17 protein-coding genes are annotated in these 25,697 nt (G+C 37.8%); 4 read left to right on the forward strand and 13 right to left on the reverse strand.

Annotated features, from left to right (window positions below):
- Nucleotides 1-38: 38 nt before the first annotated feature.
- Complete coding sequence (locus ABLC00_RS11670; protein WP_002048985.1) at nt 39-959, reverse strand: LysR family transcriptional regulator; 921 nt, start codon at nt 957-959, stop codon at nt 39-41.
- Nucleotides 960-1,230: 271 nt separating this feature from the next.
- Nucleotides 1,231-1,659 carry a hypothetical protein gene (locus tag ABLC00_RS11675; RefSeq protein ID WP_004708124.1) on the reverse strand — a complete coding sequence of 143 codons (429 nt, stop codon included), beginning with the start codon at nt 1,657-1,659 and terminating at the stop codon, nt 1,231-1,233.
- Nucleotides 1,660-1,889: 230 nt separating this feature from the next.
- Here ABLC00_RS11675 and ABLC00_RS11680 point away from each other — a divergent pair, with 230 nt between their 5' ends.
- Nucleotides 1,890-3,089, forward strand: coding sequence for an MFS transporter (locus ABLC00_RS11680; RefSeq protein WP_033846021.1), 1,200 nt, complete (start codon nt 1,890-1,892; stop codon nt 3,087-3,089).
- A 28-nt stretch (nt 3,090-3,117) separates the two neighbouring features.
- On the opposite strand, the gene ABLC00_RS11685 is transcribed toward ABLC00_RS11680, so the two are convergent.
- The 7 genes from ABLC00_RS11685 to ABLC00_RS11715 form a co-directional block, all read right to left on the reverse strand.
- Nucleotides 3,118-4,101, reverse strand: a complete 984-nt coding sequence (locus ABLC00_RS11685) for an ion transporter (protein WP_033846022.1) — start codon at nt 4,099-4,101, stop codon at nt 3,118-3,120.
- A gap of 138 nt (nt 4,102-4,239) precedes the next feature.
- Entirely contained in the window at nt 4,240-4,674 is a 435-nt protein-coding gene (locus ABLC00_RS11690; RefSeq protein ID WP_002049000.1) for a hypothetical protein, read from the reverse strand.
- Between the two features lie 229 nt (nt 4,675-4,903).
- Nucleotides 4,904-7,543, reverse strand: a complete 2,640-nt coding sequence (locus ABLC00_RS11695; protein ID WP_002049011.1) for a bifunctional aconitate hydratase 2/2-methylisocitrate dehydratase — start codon at nt 7,541-7,543, stop codon at nt 4,904-4,906.
- Nucleotides 7,544-7,800: 257 nt separating this feature from the next.
- Nucleotides 7,801-8,163, reverse strand: coding sequence for a hypothetical protein (locus ABLC00_RS11700; protein WP_002048992.1), 363 nt, complete (start codon nt 8,161-8,163; stop codon nt 7,801-7,803).
- Nucleotides 8,164-8,296: 133 nt separating this feature from the next.
- Nucleotides 8,297-9,532 carry a lactonase family protein gene (locus tag ABLC00_RS11705; protein ID WP_002049019.1) on the reverse strand — a complete coding sequence of 412 codons (1,236 nt, stop codon included), beginning with the start codon at nt 9,530-9,532 and terminating at the stop codon, nt 8,297-8,299.
- A 256-nt stretch (nt 9,533-9,788) separates the two neighbouring features.
- The gene (locus tag ABLC00_RS11710) at nt 9,789-14,294 is read right to left on the reverse strand and encodes a translocation/assembly module TamB domain-containing protein (RefSeq protein ID WP_033846023.1); all 4,506 of its coding nucleotides are present in this window, start codon (nt 14,292-14,294) and stop codon (nt 9,789-9,791) included.
- Nucleotides 14,295-14,320: 26 nt separating this feature from the next.
- Nucleotides 14,321-17,047, reverse strand: a complete 2,727-nt coding sequence (locus tag ABLC00_RS11715; RefSeq protein ID WP_004886534.1) for an autotransporter assembly complex family protein — start codon at nt 17,045-17,047, stop codon at nt 14,321-14,323.
- 165 nt (nt 17,048-17,212) lie between these two features.
- On the opposite strand from ABLC00_RS11715, the gene ABLC00_RS11720 reads away from it, so the two are divergent.
- Nucleotides 17,213-18,535, forward strand: a complete 1,323-nt coding sequence (locus ABLC00_RS11720; RefSeq protein ID WP_004886529.1) for an MFS transporter — start codon at nt 17,213-17,215, stop codon at nt 18,533-18,535.
- Between the two features lie 3 nt (nt 18,536-18,538).
- Nucleotides 18,539-19,174 carry a 2-polyprenyl-3-methyl-6-methoxy-1,4-benzoquinone monooxygenase gene (gene coq7 / locus ABLC00_RS11725; RefSeq protein ID WP_004708107.1) on the forward strand — a complete coding sequence of 212 codons (636 nt, stop codon included), beginning with the start codon at nt 18,539-18,541 and terminating at the stop codon, nt 19,172-19,174.
- A gap of 45 nt (nt 19,175-19,219) precedes the next feature.
- On the opposite strand, the gene ABLC00_RS11730 is transcribed toward coq7, so the two are convergent.
- The gene (locus ABLC00_RS11730) at nt 19,220-19,768 is read right to left on the reverse strand and encodes a DUF2799 domain-containing protein (protein WP_004886525.1); all 549 of its coding nucleotides are present in this window, start codon (nt 19,766-19,768) and stop codon (nt 19,220-19,222) included.
- A 397-nt stretch (nt 19,769-20,165) separates the two neighbouring features.
- Between ABLC00_RS11730 and ABLC00_RS11735 the strand changes: the two genes are divergently transcribed.
- Nucleotides 20,166-21,590 carry a glutamine synthetase family protein gene (locus ABLC00_RS11735; protein ID WP_004886522.1) on the forward strand — a complete coding sequence of 475 codons (1,425 nt, stop codon included), beginning with the start codon at nt 20,166-20,168 and terminating at the stop codon, nt 21,588-21,590.
- A 76-nt stretch (nt 21,591-21,666) separates the two neighbouring features.
- Here ABLC00_RS11735 and ABLC00_RS11740 read toward each other — a convergent pair whose 3' ends face one another.
- The 3 genes from ABLC00_RS11740 to kdpC are packed head-to-tail and all read right to left on the reverse strand — an operon-like array spanning nt 21,667 to nt 25,693.
- Nucleotides 21,667-22,383, reverse strand: a complete 717-nt coding sequence (locus tag ABLC00_RS11740; protein ID WP_004886519.1) for a response regulator — start codon at nt 22,381-22,383, stop codon at nt 21,667-21,669.
- Between the two features lie 11 nt (nt 22,384-22,394).
- Complete coding sequence (locus ABLC00_RS11745) at nt 22,395-25,049, reverse strand: sensor histidine kinase KdpD (RefSeq protein ID WP_033846024.1); 2,655 nt, start codon at nt 25,047-25,049, stop codon at nt 22,395-22,397.
- 38 nt (nt 25,050-25,087) lie between these two features.
- Nucleotides 25,088-25,693, reverse strand: coding sequence for a potassium-transporting ATPase subunit KdpC (gene kdpC, locus ABLC00_RS11750; RefSeq protein ID WP_004886514.1), 606 nt, complete (start codon nt 25,691-25,693; stop codon nt 25,088-25,090).
- Nucleotides 25,694-25,697 lie beyond the last annotated feature (4 nt).

The following is a 25,697-nucleotide window of genomic DNA, read 5'->3' on the forward strand; positions in this document are numbered from 1 at the left end:
TAATCGCACCTTTTTAACACTTAAGCTCAATTAATTTTTTATCCAGAATAATAAGCATTACGTTTTAAAGAGAACTTTTCTAACTGCTTTAAAAATCCTTCAAAATAGCTCTTCTCTTTTTCTTCAGTTCGGTAGCCTGCATATAATGTACGTCTTAAACCCGTTGCAGAAACACAGTCTAAACGGCGGCTAGTTACCCAACCCTTTTGTTCATATTCATTCACGACCCAGTCTGGTAAAGCAGCAATGCCTCGACCACTCGCTACAAGTTGAATCAACATTTGCGTTAAATCTGTAGTTCGAATCTGTTTTGGTTGAATATTTGCCGGTATAAATAGTTTCGACATAATATCTAAACGGTGCTTATCTACCGGATAAGTAATGAGAACCTCTTCAGCTAAGTCTTGAACTGTAATATGTTCAGCACGAACCAATCGATGAGTATTTGATAAAACCAAACGCGACTCATATTCAAAAATTGGAAAATACTCGATTCCTTTTAATGCGATCGGATCGGCTGTAATAAGTAAATCAAACTCACCATTTTGTAAAAGCTCATGTGGATTTGCTTCAAAGCCCGAAGCAAAGTCTAAGTCTACGTCTGGATACTGCTGTCGATATTGATTTAATAAAGGCATTAACCAGTCAAAACAGCTATGACATTCTGAGGAAAAAATAATTCTGCCTGTTTGCCCATGAACAATTCGCGTAATATCGCTTTGTGTGATCTGAATTTGTGGTAATACATCATCAGCCAATTTGAGTAAACGCTGTCCAACATTTGAAAAACTAACAGGTCTACTTCGACGATTCACCACTTCTACACCATACCAATGATCTAATTCTTTTAATTGGTGAGAAATAGCAGATGGTGTTAAACACAGATCATTAGCAGCCGCAACAAGTGAACCATGTTCACGTAAGGCAACCAAAGTTTTAAGATGACGAATTTCTAACATGGGCAAAAGCCTGAACAAATAGATTTATCTAAACATTTTTCAACTTATCTGTTGTTTGACAGCAATTAGAGTTAGTTTAGATAAATCACTATTAATGAACAGTATTCATCTTATCACAATATTAATTAATTTGTCTCAACTTGAACTTTTCTTAATTCTTTTTAGAAGAAGTGAATTTTCATAAATATAAAGGTAAATATTTTTATTAAATAGAAATTAGTGAACCTTTTATATAGACAAAGAAAAAGGCCTTATGGCCCTTTTCATTTCATCATTGTGCTTTTGCTTTAGGAAATGCCTGCTCAAAATCGATGAGCTTAAAGCTTTTTACCAAGTCATCTTGCCCATACGTTACTTCATAAGAGGTTTCTTTCCCACTAAAATATGCTTCAGTTGGTGTTCCAAATACTTCCCATAGCCCAAATGAGGCAACATCTGCTATGCCATGGCCAAATGCTCGGCTTACTTTAGCCCATTTTGGATAACCTTGCTGGAAAGTATAAATTTCGACTCTTGTACCATCACGATATTCGGAAAGTACAGGTGCTCCAAACTCGGCAATAACATAATTGCGAGAACTACCCGGATTTAAAACATTTAAATTTTTTTTACTTGGTTGATTACCCGCCATAAAGACTGAGCAACCAGACATAGATAACATAACCAAGCCCATAAGGCAGGCAATACTTAATTTTCTCACGATTTAGATTCTCTATTTCTTAAATATTTATACAACTTATTGTAATGCCTAAAGTATTACGTGCTTATCATATATAATTTAATAAAAACTTTCGATAAATTATTCAATATAAAGATAAAATGTTATTAGTTTAAATATGCAAACTTCCTCTCGAGATTCTAGTTTTTTATTATTTTGATCTCTTTTTTCCCTTATACTTTCTTTTTTGAGTTTCCTTTTATTAATTTATTATGGCGTCACCCCAATCCCCTTCATCTTCTCCTCAAAACTACTCGCTCTTCTTGGCAATTTTTTCACTCGCAATAGGCGGTTTCTGTATCGGCACTACAGAATTTGTCGCAATGGGGCTTATTCAAGAAATTGCACACAATTTAAAGATTACAGTACCTGAAGCCGGGCATTTTATTAGCGCTTATGCATTAGGTGTTGTGATTGGCGCCCCGATTATTGCTATTTTGGGCGCTAAAGTTCCTAGAAAGACTCTATTGCTTTGTCTCATGCTGTTTTATGGGATTGCTAATGCCTGTACAGCTTTAGCACATACGCCAGAAACAGTTTTAATTTCTCGTTTTATTGCGGGATTACCTCATGGTGCATATTTTGGAGTCGGTGCCCTTGTAGCTGCTGAACTCGCAGGCCCTTCACGAAGAGCTTCAGCAGTTGCACAAATGATGATGGGTTTAACAGTTGCTACTGTTATTGGAGTACCTTTAGCTACATGGTTAGGCCAACATTTTGGTTGGAGAGCAGGTTTTGAATTTTCAGCAACAATTGCATTTTTTACTTTAATTGCCGTCGCTTGCTTTGTACCGAATATTCCAGTTCAAGCTACTGCCAGCATAAAAACAGAATTAGCTGGGCTTAAAAATATAAATATGTGGTTAACCCTTGCAGTCGGCGCAATTGGCTTTGGGGGTATGTTCTCGGTATATAGCTATGTCTCACCAATTCTCACTGAATACACTAAAGTTAATATCCAGATTGTTCCTATTGCATTAGCGCTGTGGGGCATCGGGATGGTGATTGGTGGGTTAGCCGCGGGCTGGCTTGCAGATAAAAATCTCAATAAAACTATTGTGGGTGTACTTATTAGCTCAGCGATTGCATTCGTAATTGCAAGCTTTATGATGAGTAATATATATAGTGCTATTGCTTCTTTATTCCTAATCGGACTTACCGTGATGGGTTTGGGTGGAGCTTTACAGACACGCCTCATGGACGTTGCAGGCGATGCCCAAACCCTAGCAGCTTCACTTAACCACTCCGCCTTTAATATAGCCAATGCATTAGGAGCATTTTTAGGTGGTTGGGTACTGAGCCATCAGATGGGCTGGATTGCACCGATCTGGGTAGGTTTCGTACTAAGCCTTGGTGGTCTTATTATCTTGCTCATCGCATTTGCTGTAGAAAAAGCAACTCAAAAAGCCTGATTCTCATTAGGCTTTTTTAATAAAAATACTAATCTGTTAACTTTTCACCACAGTATGGACAATAGCATTTCTTCTCTCTCACAGATTCTTTTTCTTCTAATACCTTTTCGCGCATGATTTGGATAATCAGATTATGCGCTTGTTCTTTCGGTAGTCCCACTTTTTGTCGAATACGTTCTATTTCAGCTTCATCATGCATGATGTCAATACCACGCACTTGAAGTAACTCACGAAACTCTTGTTCAAGGCGCTGATTCCGTTGGTTAAGTTCATTGGCTAAACCGGAAGCTAAAATACCAGCCGGTAAAGCAGCAATCCCTACCCCTAAAATTGTAATTAAAGCTCCTAGTAGTTTTCCTAAGCTGGTCACAGGTGTGACATCGCCGTATCCAACTGTGGTTAAGGTAACGACCGCCCACCACATTGCTTTAGGAATAGAGCTAAACGCTTCTGGTTGCGCTTTATTCTCAACCACATAAATACCAGAGGCAGTCATAATAATCATAATGATTAAAATAAAAATCACTGCCTGAAAAGAACCTTTTTCTCGCTTAATAACACATAGCAATATTTGCAAAGAAATAAAATAGCGAGTTAATTTTAATAGTCGAAGTAATCGTAAAATTCTAAGCATACGAAGGTCTATTCGTACAAAGAAATTTAGATACGCAGGCAAAATTGCCATGAGGTCAATCAGTGCCTCTCCGCTTTTCATCCATGCTAAACGCTGCTTCCATGCAGCTTGTGTCGGATCACGCTCTACTACACTCCAGAGGCGTAAGAGGTATTCAACACTAAAAATTGCAATTGAAATATTTTCAAAGTAGTCAAACCATATACGATAGCTGTAATACAGATCATTTACTGTTTCTAGCAATACCGCAATGACATTCCCAATAATTAAGAAAACCAAGAAGTAGTTAATACACCTACTCACTATTGTTTCGTAATCATGATCATGAAGGTTGTTATAGAAGAATTTACGTAATCTCTTCCAAGCTAAAATTCGCATACAGATCTGAGCCACATGATATTGAACATATATTAAGCTCACATACTTAAATTCACCACTATAAGGACCAATAAAATATTTTATTAATTGTATTAACTAAACAATCATAAATAATATTTCATATTTTCTAATTATATTTTAATGAGCAGCAACATATCTAAACTCATTTTCTTCCCACCATTGCACATCATAAATACCCGCATGTGACTTCAAAATGACGTTAATATAATTTTGAAGCAGCATAATATGGTGAGTAATATCTAATTTTCTAAAAAGAAATCTTCTCAAAATTGGCGTATTCGGTGAAATGAATATCGCAAAGCCATTACTATATTCTTCATAAACACTAATACCGATATACATCGTGATCTCAGGTAATGGTACTTCTATTTCCCACCCCCAGCGTTCAGCATTTAATTCAATACTTAAGTGATATCTATTTTTCAATATACTATAAATATACTGTGCAATATCTTCCGTTTTCTGTACTAACGTATTTCCGTCTTCTGCTGATAAATTTTGATCATATAGCTGATAATCATCAAATTTAAATTCAACAATTGTCTTTAGCATTTTTAAGTTCCATATATAAAATACCCATGTTCTTTTTAATTATTTTTAAGTTCATCCAATTATTTTAAAGCAAAATCTTCTTTAATATCTAGCGTTATATTTATTTTTACATTTTATAGGAATAAAACTTGATTAATTCATTACTTTAATATTTAAAATATGCACTAATTCTCATTAAAATAAAAAAGGAGCTGAATAATCAGCTCCTTTTTTGTACTAAATCGACTTATTAAGTCAATTGAGCAGCAGCAATTTTCTTAGTATCTACTTTATCAGCAGCATTTGTATATTCGCCCATTTGGTCGAAATTCAAATATTTGTAGATGTCAGCAGACATACTGTCAATTTGAGCTGCATATTGTTGGTATTCTTCTGGAGTTGGTAACTTACCAAGTACAGCAGCAACAGATGCAAGCTCAGCAGATGCTAAGTAAACGTTAGAACCTTGACCTAAACGGTTAGGGAAGTTACGTGTAGAAGTCGAAACAACAGTTGTGTTCGGCGCAACACGTGCTTGGTTACCCATACATAATGAACAACCAGGCATTTCTGTACGCGCACCAGCACGGCCATAAGTGTTATAGAAGCCTTCTTCCATTAACTGATGTTCGTCCATACGTGTTGGTGGAGCCAACCATAAACGAGTTGTTAATGAACCGCTTGGTACTTTCTCAAGTAACTGACCAGCAGCACGGAAGTGACCAATGTTAGTCATACAAGAACCAATGAATACTTCATCAATTTTGTCGCCTTGAACGTCAGAAAGAAGTTTTGCATCATCTGGATCGTTCGGGCAACAAAGGATAGGTTCTTTGATTTCTGACAAGTCAATTTCATACACTTTAGTGTATTCAGCATCAGCATCAGCTTTAAGTAAGCTTGGGTTTGCTAACCATTTTTCCATGTTTTCAACACGGCGAGCCATAGTACGTGCATCACCATAGCCTTGTGAAATCATCCACTTAAGCATTGTGATGTTAGAACGTAAGTACTCAGCAACTTTCTCTTCAGAAAGTGTGATTGCACAACCAGCAGCTGAACGTTCAGCAGAAGCATCAGAAAGTTCGAATGCTTGCTCAACTGTTAAGTCAGTTTCCATTTCTGTTAAGTCGATTTCTAAGATACGACCAGAGAAGATGTTCTTCTTACCTTTTTTCTCAACAGTAAGATCGCCTTCTTTGATTGCATAGTAAGGAATCGCATGTACAAGGTCACGTAAAGTGATACCAGGCTGCATTTTACCTTTGAACTTAACAAGGACTGATTCAGGCATATCAAGTGGCATTACACCAGTTGCAGCAGCGAAAGCTACAAGACCTGAACCTGCTGGGAACGAAATACCAATTGGGAAACGAGTATGTGAGTCACCACCAGTACCTACTGTATCTGGAAGAAGCATACGGTTTAACCAAGAGTGGATAATACCGTCACCTGGACGTAAAGATACACCACCGCGGTTCATGATGAAGTCTGGAAGTGTATGTTGCATTTGTACGTCAACTGGCTTTGGATAAGCAGCAGTGTGACAGAAAGATTGCATTACCAAGTCAGCAGAGAAGCCCAAGCAAGCTAAGTCTTTTAACTCGTCACGAGTCATAGGACCAGTTGTATCTTGAGAACCAACTGTAGTCATCTTAGGTTCACAGTAAGTACCTGGACGGATACCTTGACCTTCTGGGAGACCACATGCGCGACCAACCATTTTCTGAGCTAAAGTGAAACCTTTGCCAGTGTCAGCTGGTTGTACTGGAGTACGGAATAATGTAGATGGAGCTAAACCTAAAGCTTCACGTGCTTTAGCAGTTAAGCCACGACCAATGATCAAGTTAATACGACCACCAGCACGTACTTCGTCTAAAAGTACTGGAGTTTTAAGTTCAGACTCAGCGATTTGTTCGCCATTTTTGAACGCAGTAACTTTTGCAGCAGCATGATCGATTTTAAGAGTAACTTCGTCACCCATGTTCATGTTAGAAACATCGATCTCTACTGGTAATGCACCAGCATCTTCCATTGTGTTAAAGAAGATCGGAGCAATTTTACCGCCTAAACATACACCACCGTCTTTTTTGTTTGGAATGTGAGCGATTTCATCACCAAAGAACCAAAGAACAGAGTTTGTTGCAGATTTACGAGATGAACCTGTACCAACAACGTCACCTACATAAGCAACTTGGTTGCCTTTAGCAATGAGTTCTTTAATTTGGCTTAATGGACCAACTTCACCTGGTTTTTCAGGGTTAATACCATCACGCTCGTTTTTCAACATTGCGTTTGCGTGTAATGGAATGTCTGGACGGCTCCATGCGTCTTGAGCTGGAGACAAGTCATCAGTGTTTGTTTCACCTGTTACTTTGAACACAGTGATTTTGATTTCTTCTGGTACATCTTTACGACTAGTGAACCATTCAGCATCAGCCCAAGACTGTAAAACAGCTTTTGCATTAGCATTGCCAGCTTTAGCTTTATCAGCTACGTCATGGAACGCATCAAATACAAGTAATGTTTTTTTCAATGCTTCAGCAGCTAAGCTTGCTAATTCAGCATCATCTAGAAGCTCAACTAAAGGCGCTACGTTATAGCCACCAAGCATCGTACCTAGTAAATAAACTGCACGTTCTTTAGAAACTAGCGGAGATGTCGCTTCGCCTTTTGCAATCGCTGCCAAGAAAGCTGCTTTTACGTAAGCTGCTTGGTCAACACCTGCAGGAACACGGTTTTCAAGCAAATCAACCAAGAATGCTTCTTCACCTGCCGGTGGGTTTTTTAATAACTCAACAAGTTGAGCAGTTTGAGCATCATCAAGTGGCTTCGGTGGGACTCCGAGTGCGGCACGTTCAGCAACGTGTTGGCGGTAAGCTTCTAGCACGGTGTTCATTCCTCTTTTTTTAAAAAATTACTTGTAAATTCCAGCTTTCACAAAGCTTCACAAGTAATATGGACTACAAAATTTTACTAGAGTTCAAGCCAAAAGTTAATGAGCGCGGGGTGTTTCTCCGTGATGCCCATTATTTTGTAACTAAATACCCCTGTATAAATAATGATCTTAATGACTGGTTTATGATGCGGTATTTTGAATTTAAAGAACACTCCACCTTAGTGGAGTGTTGACGATGTATTAAACACTTAGAACTTTTTATAGTTTGGCATTTTGTCGTGTGGTGTAACCAAGCACTCATCTGCCATTTGTTTTCTAATTTTTTCTTGCAGGGCTTCTGGATTAGTTTTTAATTCATCTTGTGGAATAGCATAAACTTTTTCAATAATATTCAAGATGAATTTTTTGGTGATCTCATCTTCGATTTTATTTGCATGTTCAATCGCTTGAGACTTTTCAATTGCTTGCTGACGATCAAATACAATACTTCTAGCCGCATTCCCAACACTGGTACAGAAGCCATGCCATTGTTCTTCAGGTGTTAAAGGTTTTTTCTCTGTACAGCCGACTAACAACATTCCCATCAAAACAAATAAAACTTTTTTCATCATTACTCTACACAGACTATGCTGCCAACATCATACTGAATCTGACAGAGTTTGCAAAAACTGCTATAAAAAAACCGAGATATAAACTCTCGGTCCTTTATATGTAGTGTGAGAAATACACATTTCTTAATTTAAATTAATTAAAAAACTTAATATCAGTAGGTGTTGATATTTTTGCAGCATCTCCAACTGATTTTAAGGTACCGTTTTTGGCATCAAAGCGGAACAAACTAATATTATTAGTAAAAACATTTGTTACATACAGATATTTACCAGTTGCATCGAATGAGAAAGCACGTGGTTCAATGCCATTAGCTTTATAAACAGTCGGTTGAGCCAGCAATCCATCCTCTTGAATTTTAAATACGAGGAGTTTGTTGTCTGAGCCACGATTAGCAGCGATCACATATTTGCCATCTGGACTAAGAATAATTCCGCTTGCACTCTTAAATTCGGGCGTTTTGTCTTCATGAACTAGCTTTAACTCAGCAGTTTTCTTCAAATAGCCATCTTGCACATTAAAGGTCACAATTTCACTTCGCATTTCGGCGGTAACATATGCATGCTTACCATCTGATGAAAAGACCATATGACGCGGACCAGAGCCATGGTTAAACGTCACATCTCGACCGTTATCCGCTTCGAGTGGTTGCGTTTTGTTTGGGTTATAACGAAAGACATAGACTTTGTCATTTCCAAGATCACTTGCATATAAATACTTACCATCCGGACTAAAAGTTGTCGAATGAGCATGTCCACTTTCTTGACGCCCCTTAACATGACCAGAACCTTCCGAAAAAACAATATTTTGTACCATTTCACCCAAATGCCCATTCGGCAAAATTGGAAAAACAGCCACACCACCACGACCTTTATCAAATGCCGAATAATTCGACACAAACAGGAATTTACCATCTAAACTAATTGAGGCATGAGTTGGATGTCCACCATGACTATTCACCGTGTTCAAAACCTCTACCTTTCCGTTTTGAACCGATAGTGCAGTGACTTCTCCTAAATTTTCTTCATTTGTTGTATATGCAAAACGACCATCTTTAGATTTCACAATCCAAGATGGACTTTTCATTTTTAACACTTTAACCGGAGTTAGAGTCCCGTCAGCATTAACTTGCAATTGATATAAACCTTCACTGGCCTTTTCCGGTTTTTGAACAAGTGGTGCATCAGGAATCGATGTCCAAGTTCCGACTAAAGCGATTTGCTGTTCTGCTGCATTCACTGTGGAGCCCCACCCAAGTGACAAAAAGGACAATGATAATGTTGCTGTTAATTTCTGAATGAGTCCACGATATTTAATATTTGTATCGTTAACCTTGCTATCTCTAATTTCAACACAAGTATCTTTTTCCACTGGCATTTTTCCTTGAAAAATTTACCTTATTTGCAATTAACAACAAGGCATTATCAATCTAATTTCATTTAATGATTCTGAAAATTAATTTATAAAACCGCAATTTTCAAGTGAATTTTCTTTAATCAAAATCCTTTTTAAAGTGGGATTCCTGCCAAAAGAATTGATGATCTACATGATTAATATTTAATTTTTTAAAATAGTATAGCGTTAATAAAATAAGAGCCCACTTAAAGTGAGCTCTTAATTTATACATCTAGAAACGCCAGTTGTAGAATAAATCGATCGCTCGTTCTAAAGACTGACTTGCTTCTAAATATAAACGGCGATTCATTTGATAACGCAGCGTAAGTTTATTGACTGGCGTAAATACCCCGACACCATAACGAATAAACAAATCAGGCGTAATATATCCAGTTAAGCTTACCTGAGTATCATCACCCGTACCTTGTGCATCTAATGCAAGACCACTTAAGCCGAAAGTACGTCCAATTTGATTCGTGAAAGCGCGTGTACCGCCCAAGCCCATACTAATACCAGCAGCAGCGATTGTATTGTTTACATCAGATTTAAAACCTTCCGCATTACTTAAACCGCTTGAGCCTTCATTAATACGACCTGTCACTAATGCATTTAATGCTTCTTGTTCAGATAAGCCCGCATCGTTATAAACTTGAATGTTTGGTGATGATGCAGTACCTGTAACACGAACGCCAACCATACTACCCTGAACATTTTTATTTGCATCTATATCTAAAGTTGGGTTTGCCAATGGGCCATTGAAACGGGCAATAGCACGGTTTAAATCTAAGCTTTGACCATAAGCTTCAATTTTCACCTTTTGACTTACACCAATAGCACCCATCGCGCGCATTGCCGTTTCATAACCACGCTGAGTTAAGTTCAAACGACCTACTAAAGGAATATTACTGTTAAAGCCTTGGAAGATAACTTGATTACCAATATTTACCGAAATATCAGCACGGATATCCCAAGGTTTTGCTGCACGTAAAATTGCAAGTGGATCTTGGCCTTGACGGACAATACGAACATCTGAAGATGTATTAATGACAGGTGCTGTTGTTTCAGGCATTGAAATACGTGCACGAGGAACATCTACCGACCCTTTCAAACTTAAACGTTTGTCGAAAGGATACATATCGAGTGTCAAATTCGGATTTGCAATAGCTGTAATTAATGGGGCTTGACGTACGAGTAAGTTATCACCTTTTAAGTTCAACTGTAGACGTGGAGAATCTTTCCAATCGAAACTACCTTTAAGTAAACCTACCCCTTGTCCACTGTTAAATGCGCCATCAATTGTTGCCATATCCTGACGAATAGATGAATACACTTGTACATTGGTTAAGTTCACTGGCAGGGAAATCATACTGATTGCCCCATTTTTCAAACGCATCTCACCCGTAAATTGCGGTTGGGTTAATGTACCATTTACTTTACCTGCCAAGGCTAAAGTACCACTCATTGAACGCACATCTTGAATAAATGGTTTTAAAACTTTTAACTGTACATCATTAAAGGCGACCTCACCATGCATTGGCATAGATGGTTGGTATGGATTAATAATGACATTCGCGTATCCAGTACCAATATCTGGTGTTTTTACATCAACACGGAACAATAGACCATCTGAAATGCTTTTCGCAATTACACTCAGCTCATCATAAGTCAACGTGGTTGGCGGATCTTGAGGGTCTTCTGCTGCTAAACCTAGTTCACCTTTTCTGGTTACTAAGCGTGCATCAAGTTTAGGATGTCCACCATTTACCCAAGACGCTTTAGCATAACCATTGAGTTGACCCGTCATAGCCAAACCTTCCGGCATAAATGCGGCAAAATCTCCTAAATCCAGATTTTGGGTAATAAATGAAATATTGCCTTGTGCTTTACTCACACGTACAGGTTGGTCAAGGCATAACTGACTATTTCTACTTTGCCAACAATGCTGTCCAACATATAGCTCAGAACGTGCTGATGAAAACACAACAGGCGCATTTTGATTTTGCGCTAAACGAATTCGACGCGAATCAAAACTACCTTTTTGAATTTGGCCCAACCAATCATTATTTTGGTTAAAACCGCCTGCTAACTGCACATAAAATTTAGAAATATTATTATTTGCCTGAACTTTTAATAAGTGTGCTTTTCGTGTTCCAGTTAAATTGACTTCAGCAGACTGGATTAGACGGCTACCACTACGTAAATTATCAAGCTTTGCGGTGAGCTGAGTTGGAGTTGTTTCGGAAGTTGGTAGTTCACCCTGTACACGCAGTTTTTTAACGCTCACTAAATTATTGAAAGCAAAGTTATCAACTGCAATATTAGCTGTAGCCTTCAAACGCGGCTGAGATTGAACACTCAAATCTCCATAAGCACGACCACTTAGACCCGGATACAACTCATAAAGCGCAGGCGCATTGAGCTTGATTTTTAAATTCTGTGCATTACCAGTCGCCTGTAACTGGTTTTGTGCATACACTAAAAATAGATTATTCGCTTCAAATTGCTGAGGTAAAAAGCCCTTTTGGTTCGAATCCATAAGTACAGATAAGTTACCTTTACCTCTCACTGGCTTATTATTCAAAAATCCTGCAAGGTTCAATTGCTGAATATCAATACGCTTTAACTTATCAGACCAAACACCTTGCGTTTTTACATTTCCTGAAATTTCGCCTTTTACACTAGAAACAAAATATTGAGGTTTAAAACGCACAAGCGAACTATTGATATCCCAAGCAATACGATCTTTTAAGTTTAATGAGCCAGTCGCGTAGATTTTTCCAGCCACACCATCATGTTGTAACTGACTAATTCGAATAAACTCTGGAGTACCCGCAAGAGAGAACTTTAATAACCCATTAGCCTGATTAAGTGCTTTTAAAGATCCATCATAATTCACTGCAAAACCTTTAAAACCACCACCGGCTTTAACATCATTAAATAATAAAGCTGCCGTACTTTTCCCAGCTAACGCAACCGTTTCTTGGTTTGCTTGAGCCAACTGGCCTTTTAAATCAATTTTTTCAAGTTGAATGATTTGTTGATTTGGCTTGGCAAAACCACTTGCTTTGATTGATCCATTAAGTAAGTTTACCGGTGCAGCTGCATGAATACTTTGTGGATTAAAGTCTTTAGCATTTAATAACGCATTCCATGCCAACTGACGTTTTTCGGTAGGTAATAAAACTTTAGCCTGACCTGTGAGGCTCCCTTTTTGAGCCGCAAAATTAAAACTAGGAACATTAAGAATATTATCTTTAACATTCAATGTTGCTAAATATTGTCCAGCTGGCAATAAGGTTTGTTCATGCTGATATACTTTAGTTGCCACTTTAATATCTTGCTGACCATCCCGCAAAGTCAAATCTACTTGACCACTATCACTGCTTAACCAACCTATATATGGCATAGCACGATCTATTTTGGACCAAGCCACATTCATAAACATTGGCTGTGGTTTTTTATTCTTTTCAGGTGCTTGATTTAATTTAAGTTTCCAAGACTCATAGCGGTCAAAGTCGACATTAGCAAATACTTCCATGCCTTTTTCTAAAGAGCCAGTTGAAGCAACTGCAGCATCTAAACTTGGCGGTAAGAAGTCCTGAACGACTTGAGGGATAGCTTTATCTTTAGGATTAACATGATCTAAACGACCTTTTACATCCCAAGTGACATGATCTTTCCAGTTCACCAAGCCTTTAAGGTTAACTGCACCTTTCATGACCTGACCATTAAAGTCTGTAATATTCAGCTGATGAACCAAATCAGTATTCATTAAGGCGTTGTATTGGCCTTCTGGTAAATTTTCACCTTTTAGATCTGTATCAAGTGCCAAGTTAAGTTGCTTAACATCCCCCTGAAACTTGATCACACCATTTTTAGCAAATAATTTTTGTTCAACCAGTAAAGGCAAGTGATAATTTTTAAGTAACAATGCACCTTTCATTGGTACTTCATGGCGAACAGGATGTAAAACGACCCAACCTGTTAATAAATCTGGTGTTGTCGTTGCTACACCGGCTTGCAATGTATCTAAACTTCCGCGAGCTGCCACTTTAATATTTTGGATGTTTAAACTTTTTAAAGAAGGAATTCTTAAATCTGCTGTCGCATTCAGTGGATATTTGCCACTAAAGTCCATATTTCCTGTTGCGTTATGAACAGAAAGATACCCCATATCCATACTTGAATTTTCAAATTTCAGTTTTGTCTCTGACCACAAAGCATCATTTAGATGAACATCATGGAAATTTACGACAGAACCTGAATTTTTAATTTCTAAATGATCGACATCTCCCACATCTACACGAAGTACAAATGGTAATTTAATGGGTTTAAACTCAAATGGTTTATCCGATGGCGGAGCTTTGTTAATAATAACTAGGTTACGGACATCTGCATTGCTCAAATGCACTTCTTTTTCTAATATTAAAGAACGCCACCCTAACCGTACATCCGCTCTATCTAAAGTAACGTCAACTTCTTTTAACTGAACAATAATATTTTTAAGAATAATTCCCCGAAGTAAATTACCCCCTTCATATTCATATTTAATGACTTGCTGAGCTTGTAAAACACGGTCTAATAAAAAACGGCTTCCACGGTCAGTCGACATCATAATAATGATGGAAGCAACAAGTAATAAAAGTATGATTAATATTGTCAGCAAAAAGCTACGCAAAATGCGTCGCTTCTTAGGAGAGCTAGGTGCCGAAGTGGGCTGCTGTTCTACTTCCGCCATAAAATAAACCTAATAAAATTTTATTTTTAAAGTTGTGGACCAATAAAGAAATGCAAACGAATCGGATGATTATCATCAGAAATACCTGAAGCCACATCTAAACGAATTGGTCCAATTGGGGACTTCCAACGAATACCGACACCAACACTGTAGGCAGTCGGGTTACTAAAATTCTTATCGTAAGCATTACCAAAATCAGAAAAAACAGCTGCTCGCCAACCCTCTTTGAATTGATAGTTATATTCTAAAGAGCCTACTGCTAGAGCCTGTCCACCAATCTTATATCCATTTTCTTCGGGTGAAAGACTTTTATAATCAAAACCGCGAATTGTCTGGTCACCACCAGTAAAGAATCTTAAATTATAGGGAACTTTATCAAATTCATCGGTAAAAATATAACTAAGATCAGATCGTCCCACAAACTGATGGTTATCATTTTCACCTAAAGAATAAATAAATCTCCAACCCGCAGTTGCAATCGCCATATTGGCATCGGAAAGTAAACTGCTACTTCCCAGTTCTAACTTATAGCTTTGTTTAAATGCTTTCGTTGGATTTAACCTTGTATTACTTGATGTTTTAGAGGTTTCATAACCAAATAATAACGCTTCTTGCTCTGATGCAGCTGTTTTAAATGCATCTGGCAATTCAGAAATATCGACATTTCCCTTTTGAGTCAATCGGTCCAGACGGTAACGAACCCCAATAGTATGTTGCCAATTGCCTAAAGGTTTTTTAATAACTCGCTCACCACCCAATACGGCAGATTCAGTTAATAAACTCACATCAGGACCGATATTATCTCTAGTCTCGCGCTCATAACCACCTACAATGTTAAAGTAATCATTTAATGGATGCTTATAAGGAATACTATAACGGCCATCTATAGACTGACGAATTTGTGAAAGTTCAAAGTTGGCATCAAAGGAGTGGCCATATTCGTTCACAATCGAACGACGATATTGACTACGTAAACGAGCTCCCGTATCAGTACCATAACCCACACCAGTTTCCAGACTATTCAATTTGTCCGCATTTAAAGTCACAATAACCGGAATCCGTTTTTCTTCACGTGCTTGGGCTTGTAAACGGTCTTGTTCCGACTCTTGCTCTGCATAATCTGCTGCTGCGGTTTTCAAAGAAGCTGGAGCTGCAGCTAATTGTACATTTTCAGTTCCGGCAAATTGTTTTTCGTCTACCACATTTTGACTAACCTCTTTACTAGATGAGGCTAATTGTCGTGCTTTAGCAAGCTGTTGTTGCTCTGGAGAAAGCAATTTTGATTCATCAATGGTGACATTTTGCTGATCGACTAATGCTTGTAAATCTGGGGGTAATTCAAGCGGCTTCTCAATTGGATCAGGTTTAATTGAATCGACCAGCGTGTAGTTAAAATAGCGAGAGTTCGTCAGGTTGTTGGCTAAAGCATTTACACGCCAGAATGTGTAGTCATCGCCCTCTTTCCAAGGTGCCATACTCTCAAGAATATTTAATTTGATTGGCAAGGGTTTTGAAGGATCACTCATACGAAACTCAACCTTACCTAGCTTATATCGCTCACCCGTTTCATATTTGAGGTTAATATCTGCTTTGTTTTCAGGTTGGCTTACTTTTACATCGTGTAAACGCCAGTAGGCATCAAAATATCCATTATTTGTTGCGGCATCGACAATTCGACTTTTAGTTGTTTCATACAGACCATGATTAAAGATATCACCAACATCTTGGTCTGGAACTAAACGAATAACTTGAAACTGTGGTTGTTTTGCACCCGCTCCACTGAATTCAATATTTTGTTCATTAATTCGTACCGGCTCATTTGGAGTAACTTTAACTCGAACACGGCTTGCACTTAATTTTTCAAAACGAAACTCAGCATTGTAATACCCCACCGCTTGAGCGGCCTGATTGCTTAGGCTCCTAAGTTGAGGCAATGCTGAATTAAAATCTTCAAATGATTCTTGAGTAAATGTAGATAATTTACCTTTGATATTTTTAGCCAAATCGTCTGGAGCACCCGTAACCTCAGCAGTAATACGAGGTATTTGCTCCATCGGAATCACACGCGGTGGACGAATTTTATTAAATATCCGTTTAAAGAAACCTTTTTCTTCCGGCGGCTCTTCAGTAGCAGCTGTAAGCTCAGGTAAAGTTTTTCCAGTTTCATTAGCTTCGACTACAATCTTACTATCAGATTGAATCTCATGCATGAGTTGGTCAATATTTACAGGCGCCTGATTAATTTCATGTAATTCTGCTTGTGATGCATCATTCACTACCATTTCTGGATGTTTTTGTGTGCCATTTTGGAAGTTCTGAGCTTCAGTTTTTGCCTCTTCTGCTACCCGATAAATCTCATTTGCCATATTCTGGTCAACAGGCATCACGGGTAAATCTTCGAGGTTATCGAGCGTAATTGGCTTAAATTCTTCAATCTGATTTGGAAATTGTTCTTGTTGTTGCAATATAGCCAAGCTATCTTGTTGCTGCTGTGCTTGAGTTACCAGAGTAGCGACATCAGTAATCGGAACATCATTTTGGTTATTTGTATTTGTTTGTTGCAATGATGGATCAGTTACTGACTGGTTTGCTACCGGCGTTACGGTCTCAGCTGAACTTTGAGCATAACAAGGATTAACACATAAACTTAACAATAGGCTGCTACAAATAAGTTTAGGTATACTCTGCATTTTTAGGATTAAATGCATAGAGTGAGAAAGAGTTGACTGTTTAAACTTAATTTTAGAAGGCATGGAAAACTCTAAACTTATTTTTTAATAAACGCACCAATATGAGGATAAAACTCACTCGAAACCATTGATTTTTCATTTAATCAAGCGTTAAAAATATCATACATGGTTTTCGATGCAAATTAACACTCCGTCACATTTTTTAATAAAACTCAATGAAGCTTGTATATGATGAAACAAGATGAATCCCTGATGACATCACGTCGGTTTGTACCGATGTTTTTTACACAGTTTTTTGGCGCATTAAATGACAATGTTTTTAAGCAAGCTTTATTGTTAGTCATTACATATGGTTGGATTCAACAACAATCTGCCCCTGTAAGTACACTCAATAATTTAGCAGCATTATTGTTTATTTTGCCATATTTCTTTTTTTCAGCAACAGCAGGACAAATTGCTGACAAATACGAGCGCTCACAACTTGTGCGTGGCATAAAAATATTAGAAATCATAATCATGCTTATTGGGTCTGCCGGTTTCTTATTGGGGCATTTATGGCTACTGCTTCTGGCTTTATTCTTAATGGGAACACATTCCACTTTTTTCGGACCTATTAAATATGCAATTTTGCCTGAAATTTTAAAACCAAACGAACTTATGTCGGGCAATGCCTTATTTCAATCCGGTACATCGATGGCAATTTTATTCGGCATGATCTTAGGTGGTGCCGTAATTGCATCATCCGAAGGTAATTTACTATGGATTAGTCTGACTGTAGTCGCTATTGCTTGCATAGGCTATTTATTTAGCCGCTTCATTTTACCACAAAAAGTTGCTGCACCCGATTTAGATATTGATTGGAACTTTATTCGTACAAGCTTCCAAACTATTACATATGCCAAAAGTTTACCGTTAGTGTTCACCATTTTATTAGGTAATTCGTGGTACTGGTTTTATGGGGCGACTTATTTAACGCAAATTCCGCAGTTGACTCAGCAAAATCTCCATTCATCAGAAAATGTAGTTAGCCTATTACTCACCTTCTTCTCTGTCGGAATTGGGGTAGGTTCTCTTCTTTGCCGTAAAATTGGTGGTTCGGAAATTAATATTAAAATGGTGCCGATTGGTGCAATTGGCCTTACTGTTTTTGCGCTTTACCTTGCAGCGAGTCTAGCCTTTGTACCGGAGAAAACTGGAGCATTACTAACCTTAAAAGATATTTTCACTCAAGGTTGGGTTTACTACCATGTCATGATTGCCGTGACTTTATTGGGTATTAGTGGCGGTTTTTATATTGTTCCTTTGTATGCCATGATGCAGGCTTACTCACCGCGCTCACATCGTGCCCGAGTGGTTGCAGCAAATAACATTTTAAATGCTGTATTCATGGTTTCGTCAGCAATTTTCTCAATCTTAATCTTAAGTGTTTTAAAAATTGATATTAAAATACTATTTATTATTACAGCTGTACTTAGTGCAATCTTTAGTATCTGGCTTCTTGCCCGACTAAAACCAATGCTTGCCACAGCACATCTTTCTTTGGAGGACTAATTTATGCGCCACTATACGGGAATTGATCAACTTATTAACTCCTTTGATCAGGCATTACGTAGTCTTGTTCCAGGTGCAACAGCAGCACAGCGACAAAATCCGGCTGAAACGGCTGAAACAAAACTTGGAGTTGAAGATGCTCGCCATGTTGCAGGCTTAATGCGTGTTAACCATAGTGGTGAAGTATGTGCTCAAGCGCTTTATCATGGGCAAGCATTAACGGCGAAATTACCAAATGTACGCCGCGAAATGCAACAGGCAGCAATTGAAGAACAAGACCATCTAGCTTGGTGCGAAGACCGTTTAAAAGAGCTAAACAGCCATACAAGTTTATTGAACCCGATTTGGTATGGCCTTTCATATGGTATGGGTGCTCTTGCCGGTATTGCAGGTGATAAATATAGTTTAGGTTTTGTTGCTGAAACTGAACGTCAAGTTAGTCTACATTTGCAAGATCACTTAAACCAGTTACCTGCTCAAGATGAACGCTCTCGTAAAATTCTAGAGCAAATGAATGAAGATGAATTACATCATCGTCATACTGCGCTTGAAGCAGGTGGTGTTGAATTACCTTATGCAGTAAAAATCAGTATGACCGCTATTTCAAAGTTAATGACTAAAACGAGTTATTACCTTTAAAAAAACAAAGGATTGATCTCATTCAGATCAATCCTTTTTCACATATTATTTTAAACCATGATCATATTTGAAACGTTCGATATCTCGAATTGAATTCCAATAGTTTCTATTAATACGGTCACGATCAATTTGTAATTCTCTTAAAAGCTTACGATAACGTTCACGCTCTTCTGGCTTTAATTTTTCGTTATAAGCGCTATCAGAATATTGCTTAAACTTCTCGTCATAACGATCGTATTCATTTTTTGCATTGTAGTAATCGGAAGCTGCACGATAATAAGGTCTTAACCGATCACGCTGCTCGATTGGACAGACATTAATATTCCCGCTCCCTTCTAAGGCGTTATAAAAAATATTTGATGGCTGGCAATAATATCCTAAGCCCTCTTTATATCCACGTTCATATGACTTTTGATCTGGAACAATATTAGCTTTCCCACACGCTTTATAATATTGATCTAAACGCGGCGAAGAACCTTTTGAACCGTCTTTCTCACCCACTAATGACCAATTCGCAGTCTTACATTCTTCTACGCTCATTGCAGCACAACCTGAAAGGCTGATTGCTAAAATGGCTAAACCGATATTTTTCATATTAAGAGAACTCAAAAATAAAATTAAAAAAACGCAAAAAATAAAATTCCAGTACATACACTATGTAAGTCCTGCTTTATTCAAGACTTATACATAAATGTTTAACTGGATAAGCGTTTAAGTTTAAAGCAGTTTGACCATCTCACCAAATTTAAGGATCACAAATTCTAATTATGTTTAATTTTTAAAAGCGAAATCATGAACTATCAAATGGCTCTTATACGTTAATTTTACTTTAAAAATTTATTATCAAAACAAAACTCAAGCCACTGATTATGAATATAAAAAATAAAAATTATTTATAAAACTCTCTTTAATCATTTTACTCTTTTTTTACGCGATTTACTTCAAGGGCTAAGGTAGGATTTTAGCTAAATAACCACCAAGGTTTTTTATAATGAGTACGCTTATTTACCCAAATTTAAACTTAAAAGATTCTCACTTTAAGGCATTTAAAATATCAGATGATTTTATTCCACAAACGCACGTACATACGTTCAACTCAGAGCTTTTTTTAAAAGAAGTTGATGAATATTTAAATTTATATCCTCAGACTCAGCACATTGATATTTGTCTACATGACTTAAACGGGCATATTCGTGGTAAACGAATTGACGTTAAAAGCCTCAAAAATCTCTCTCATGGATGTTATTTTCCACTTTCTGTTTACGCCATGAGCCTTGATGGAAAAGTAATTGAAGAGACAGGATTAGGAAAATATATTGGTGAACCAGATAGACTTTGCCTGCCCATTTTAGGCAGCTTGCAACCAAGTGCCTTATCCTCAGAATTAAATGCTCAGCTTTACCTATCAATGCAAGAAGAAGATGGTACAGACTGCCGCTATGAACCACGCAATATATTAAAAAAAATATTAAATCAGTTACATGCCAATAATTACTTTCCTGTCATGGCTGCCGAATTAGAATTTTATCTTTTCTCACCTCAGCATCAGGCTGAAACCTGTATAGAAAACCAATGTTTTGATATAGATGCACCCAATAACTATCAACAAGTCCTAGATGAGGTTGAAAAAGCTGCTCTACTACAATCTATTGAAATTACCGCGATTGTTGCGGAATCATCTCCTGGACAATATGAACTAAATCTTCAACACAGCCATGACATTTTGAAGCTATGCGATCAAATTAATGCTTTAAAAAGAATTGTAAAGCAAGTCGCAAGAAAGCATGACTTAACTGCTTGTTTCATGGCGAAACCCAACTTGGCAAAGGCTGGAAGCGGCATGCATTTTCATATGAGTATGCTTAATCAATACCATGAGAATATATTTAGTTCAGTTGAAGAGAAAGATGAACTTTCTACCAACTTACTCAGTGCAATTAGCGGACTTATTGAGCTAATGCCTGCATCTATGGCGATTTTAGCGCCTAATATTAATTCTTATAGACGTTTTAAAATTGGGCATCATGTGCCATTAGAAGCCAATTGGGATACTAATAATCGTAATGTCGCAATTCGTATTCCGTGCTCAGATGTACAAAATCAACGCTTAGAATATCGTGTTGCTGGCGCTGACTGTAATCCCTATCTGGTTACAGCAACTATTTTAGCAGGTGTATCTTACGGCTTATCTCATAAATTACCACTACCAAAACCTGCTCATCTTTTAAAATTTCCAGACGAGCATATTTTATTAGCTAACAATCAACCAGAAGCCTTAAAAATATTTAAAGGAAGTCTTATTTTAAAAGGATATTTAGGCACTGACTTTGTCGAACATTGGTACACGGTTAAGCAGGCTGAATATCAAAACATTTATAGTCAAATGACTGAAGCAGAACAACATTGGGATATATAAATAAAAAAAGCAAAAAAACTATAAACTACTTTGCAAACCCTTAGGGAGAAATACCCTAAGGTTTTTTTATATCTAATTAATGATTTTTCTGTTTAGCTAAAAAACGCAATCCAACACCAGGTTCAGTTGCAATATAGCGTGGCTGAATTGCGTTATCCCCCAGTTTACTGCGTAACTTGCCCACTAAAATACGTAAATAGTGCGTATCTTCCTGATGAGTTGGGCCCCATAGTTCTTTTAAGAGCTGTGGCTGGGTTAAAAGCTGTCCTTGATAGCGCATTAATAGCGTTAAAAGTTGAAATTCTTTTCGAGTTAACGTAATTGGTTGTTGCTCGACCCAAACCAAACGTTGCGTAACATCAACTTTAAGATAACCATCGTCATAGATATGAGCTTCTTGCTGAATCGGTTGGTTTCTTAAAATGACACGTATGCGCGCCAAAAGCTCTTGCACACTAAAAGGCTTGGTCATGTAATCGTTTGCGCCAGCATCTAGCAAAGCAACTTTTTCGTATTCGTCAGCCCGTACAGATAGCACAATAACTGGTACATTCGACCAGCTACGTAATTCTTGAAGCACTTCTTTTCCATCTAAATCGGGTAAGCCCAGATCTAGAATAACTAAGTCGGCACCTTGCGTTGCTAAAGCTTCTAGGCCTTTGTAACCCGTTTCGCAGAGCGTGGTTTTATATTTTTGAGTTCTTAAAGCAATGTCTAGAAATTTACGAATTTGAGGCTCATCATCAATAATCACAATGCGTGTTTCTACAGGTGACGTTTCTGAACTTATCATGAATTTACAACTTATTCTTTTACTGGGTGAATGGGTAATCTGATTTGAATTAAAGTACCTTTATTTTGGCGCCCTGAAAATGCTTCTATTGTACCCATATGAGCACCAATAATCGCTTTTACGATTGTAAGCCCTAAACCTGTACCAAATTTTCCACGGTCTCCACGCTCCATCGTATAAAACATATCAAAAATACGATGTCTTTCATCTTCAGGAATTCCCGCACCTCTATCTTCAATTTCAATTTTTACTTCATCTTCTGATGAAAGTTGAGCACGAATCATGACTGGTTCATCTGGAGGTGAAAAGTTTGCGGCATTTTCTAAAACATTAAAAATAGCTTGCTCTACCAGTGCAGGGTGAACATATAAACTAATTTGTTGCTCAGGTAACTGAACGACCACTTGCGTATCTGGTTTATAGCGTTTTAAACGGCGGGTTGCCGAACCAATTAATTCATCTACCCCAATCCAGTCTCTTTTTAAAGTTAAGCCTTCGTGGCCTAAGCGTGTCATATCAAGCAAGTTTTGAATATAACGGTCTAGACGCTCACCTTCTAAATGAATTGTTTCAAGTAAATCTTGCTGGTCTTGTTCTGACATATCAGCTTTAAAATTGGCAAGCGTATCTGCGGCTCCAATAATAGAAGCAAGTGGTGAACGTAAATCATGCGATACCGAAGATAATAAAGCTGAACGTAAGCGCTCTGTTTCACTGGTAACTTTTGCTTGTTCAAGTTCATTGACCAATTGGGTTCGAAGTGCTGCCTGTGCAATATACTCAATTACACTTTCAGTTAGTTTTTTCTGCTCAAAATTTAGAGAAACCACTTCATCTTTAAAGTAAATTCCCACTATACCTAGGCTATTTTTCTGCTCTAAAAGTGGTAAAAACCACCAGTTTGATTGACTAAGGGTATCGGTAAAACGTCCACACGGCTGTTGGTGTTTCAAACACCATTCTGCAGCTACTTTTTCTTTATCATTTAGTTCTATGTCAGATGAAATAACTCTATCTTGGATAGAAATCCACACTTTAGTTTGCAGCTGGGTTTCTAAAGTCATACGACCGGTTTGCATGACTTCTTCAAGGTTTACTGCACTAGAAAGCTTACGTGCCAAGTCTTGCATTACTGTGGTGTAGGCATTGGCAGCTTTTAAAGATAAAACCTGCTGACGTAATTGAGAAGCCAAACGCCCAGCAATTAAAGCTGCTGCAAAAAAAGCAACAACGGTAACCACACCTTGGTGTGCTGAAATTTGAAATGTAAAACGTGGTGCTATAAAGAAAAAGTTATAGGCTAAGAAACAAATAAGAGCGGCGACTACTGCAGCGAGCATTCGGGTTTTAGTTGCTACAATTAAAACTGAAATAATAAAAATGACAGAGAAGTCTTCAATACCCAATAGAACTTCGGCAAAGTGAGCTATAAAAATACTTGCGCATGTTACCGCTAAAACAAAAACACTTTCTTTTAATGATAAAAATGATGGCTTCTCAAGTTGAGCTGTCTTTTTAGTGCCCTGTTCTGGGTGTAAAATCGTCAAAGCAATCGAGTTTTCTTGATTTAATAATTGCTGAGCTAAATTTTTCTTAAATAACTTTAACCACCACGGTGAAATACTTTTGCCAATGACCACATTGGAAATACCTCGATCAAGCGCAGCATCCATTAACACCGAAGCAACTCGTGGCCCATATAAAACTTCGGTTCGACCACCAAGTTGTCGAGCCAATTCAAATGCACGGTCAATTTCAATATATTCTTTTTTATATGAATTTGCTGAACTCTGCCCAGAATCCAAACTTTTAGCAACATTCACTACAGTCCATGTTGCTCCATTGCGTTCAGCTAATCGACAACCTGCCCGTACTAAATATTCAGAAGAGCCTTGCCCATCTATCGCAATCATTAATTCATTTTGTAGCGAGATAGACTTCAAGCCTTTAGAGGTATAACTCTGTTTTAAATCTAAATCGACATGCTCAGCAACGCATTGCATTGCCAGTTCACGTAATGCAGTTAAATTTGAAATGCTAAAAAAGCCTTGTAATGCCAGATTCGCTTGCTCTGGCACATAGACTTTTCCTTGATGGAGCCTTTCAATGAGTTCACTAACAGGTAAATCAATTAAACGAATATCTCGAATACGGTCAAACACCCGATCTGGCACAGTTTCATTTACTCGAATGCCCGTAATCTGATGTACCACATCATTTAAGCTTTCTAAATGCTGAATATTCATGGTGGTAAATACATCAATACCCGCATCTAGTAATTCATTGACATCTTGCCACCGTCGTTCATGGCGACTATTGGGTATATTGCGATGAGCCAACTCATCAACTAAAACAATTTCCGGATGCCTGAGTAAAATAGCATCCAAATCCATTTCTTCTAAAGTATGCCCCTGATATTGCATTTCCTTTCTAGCAATTTGAGGCAAGCCTTCCAAAATTTTTAGAGTTTCTATTCTTCCGTGGGTTTCAACAATACCAACAACAACATCTGTACCTTGTTGAAATAACTCTTTAGCGCGGGCAAGCATAGCATAGGTTTTGCCGACACCAGGCGCTGCACCGAGAAAGACTGTTAGTCGACCGGCTTGATATCTATTTACATGATTTAATAAGGCCTCAGCCTGATTTTCGCGATTGCTTTGCACTTGATATCATCCGGTAAACTAACAATTTTATTTTCAAGTTAATGTGTAGATTGTAATTGATCTAAAGCGATATTTAGCTCTAATACATTAACACGAGCTTGCCCTAGTACACCAAACTGAACTGGTTCAATATGCTTTTGAAGTAACTCTTCTACAACTTTAGGGTCTAAATGACGCGCTTGAGCTACTCTGGCAACCTGTATTTGAGCAGATTCAGGACTAATATGCGGATCGATACCACTACCCGATTTAGTCACTAAATCACTTGGAATAGGGTTATTACCTGTATGGTCTTGTTTTTTCACCGCAAGAATCTGTGCATCAATTTGTTTTTGCAGCTCTGGATTAGTAAGCGCTAAGTTTGTGGCCCCCATAGACATTGGGTCATAAGCAACCGCTGAAGGACGTGGATGAAAATAAGTTTCTCCAACAAATGGCTGAGCGACTAATTTTGACCCTAGAACTTTATGGTTTATTTCAATCAAACTACCATTCGCTTGATTGTGAAATAAAACCTGTCCCGCGCCTGTAGCGATCGCACTATAAACAGCGCCACAACTGACAAGAGTAAAAATTAGAAGTCCGAAAGATGCTCTTAAGGTCTGACCCAAATTTGCTTCTGAATTTTGTGCATAAGTTTTCATTTCA

Origin of the sequence: Acinetobacter nosocomialis, assembly GCF_041021905.1 — a bacterium.
Lineage (GTDB): Bacteria > Pseudomonadota > Gammaproteobacteria > Pseudomonadales > Moraxellaceae > Acinetobacter > Acinetobacter nosocomialis.

What these genes read in the sequence shown, in the direction of transcription:
- ABLC00_RS11670 (WP_002048985.1), bottom strand. Translation starts at nt 959, where the DNA reads ATGTTAGAAATTCGTCATCTTAAAACTTTGGTTGCCTTACGTGAACAT.
- ABLC00_RS11680 (WP_033846021.1), top strand. Translation starts at nt 1,890, where the DNA reads ATGGCGTCACCCCAATCCCCTTCATCTTCTCCTCAAAACTACTCGCTC.
- ABLC00_RS11685 (WP_033846022.1), bottom strand. Translation starts at nt 4,101, where the DNA reads ATGCGAATTTTAGCTTGGAAGAGATTACGTAAATTCTTCTATAACAAC.
- ABLC00_RS11690 (WP_002049000.1), bottom strand. Translation starts at nt 4,674, where the DNA reads ATGCTAAAGACAATTGTTGAATTTAAATTTGATGATTATCAGCTATAT.
- ABLC00_RS11700 (WP_002048992.1), bottom strand. Translation starts at nt 8,163, where the DNA reads ATGATGAAAAAAGTTTTATTTGTTTTGATGGGAATGTTGTTAGTCGGC.
- ABLC00_RS11710 (WP_033846023.1), bottom strand. Translation starts at nt 14,294, where the DNA reads ATGGCGGAAGTAGAACAGCAGCCCACTTCGGCACCTAGCTCTCCTAAG.
- ABLC00_RS11715 (WP_004886534.1), bottom strand. Translation starts at nt 17,047, where the DNA reads ATGCCTTCTAAAATTAAGTTTAAACAGTCAACTCTTTCTCACTCTATG.
- ABLC00_RS11720 (WP_004886529.1), top strand. Translation starts at nt 17,213, where the DNA reads ATGATGAAACAAGATGAATCCCTGATGACATCACGTCGGTTTGTACCG.
- coq7 (WP_004708107.1), top strand. Translation starts at nt 18,539, where the DNA reads ATGCGCCACTATACGGGAATTGATCAACTTATTAACTCCTTTGATCAG.
- ABLC00_RS11730 (WP_004886525.1), bottom strand. Translation starts at nt 19,768, where the DNA reads ATGAAAAATATCGGTTTAGCCATTTTAGCAATCAGCCTTTCAGGTTGT.
- ABLC00_RS11735 (WP_004886522.1), top strand. Translation starts at nt 20,166, where the DNA reads ATGAGTACGCTTATTTACCCAAATTTAAACTTAAAAGATTCTCACTTT.
- ABLC00_RS11740 (WP_004886519.1), bottom strand. Translation starts at nt 22,383, where the DNA reads ATGATAAGTTCAGAAACGTCACCTGTAGAAACACGCATTGTGATTATT.
- kdpC (WP_004886514.1), bottom strand. Translation starts at nt 25,693, where the DNA reads ATGAAAACTTATGCACAAAATTCAGAAGCAAATTTGGGTCAGACCTTA.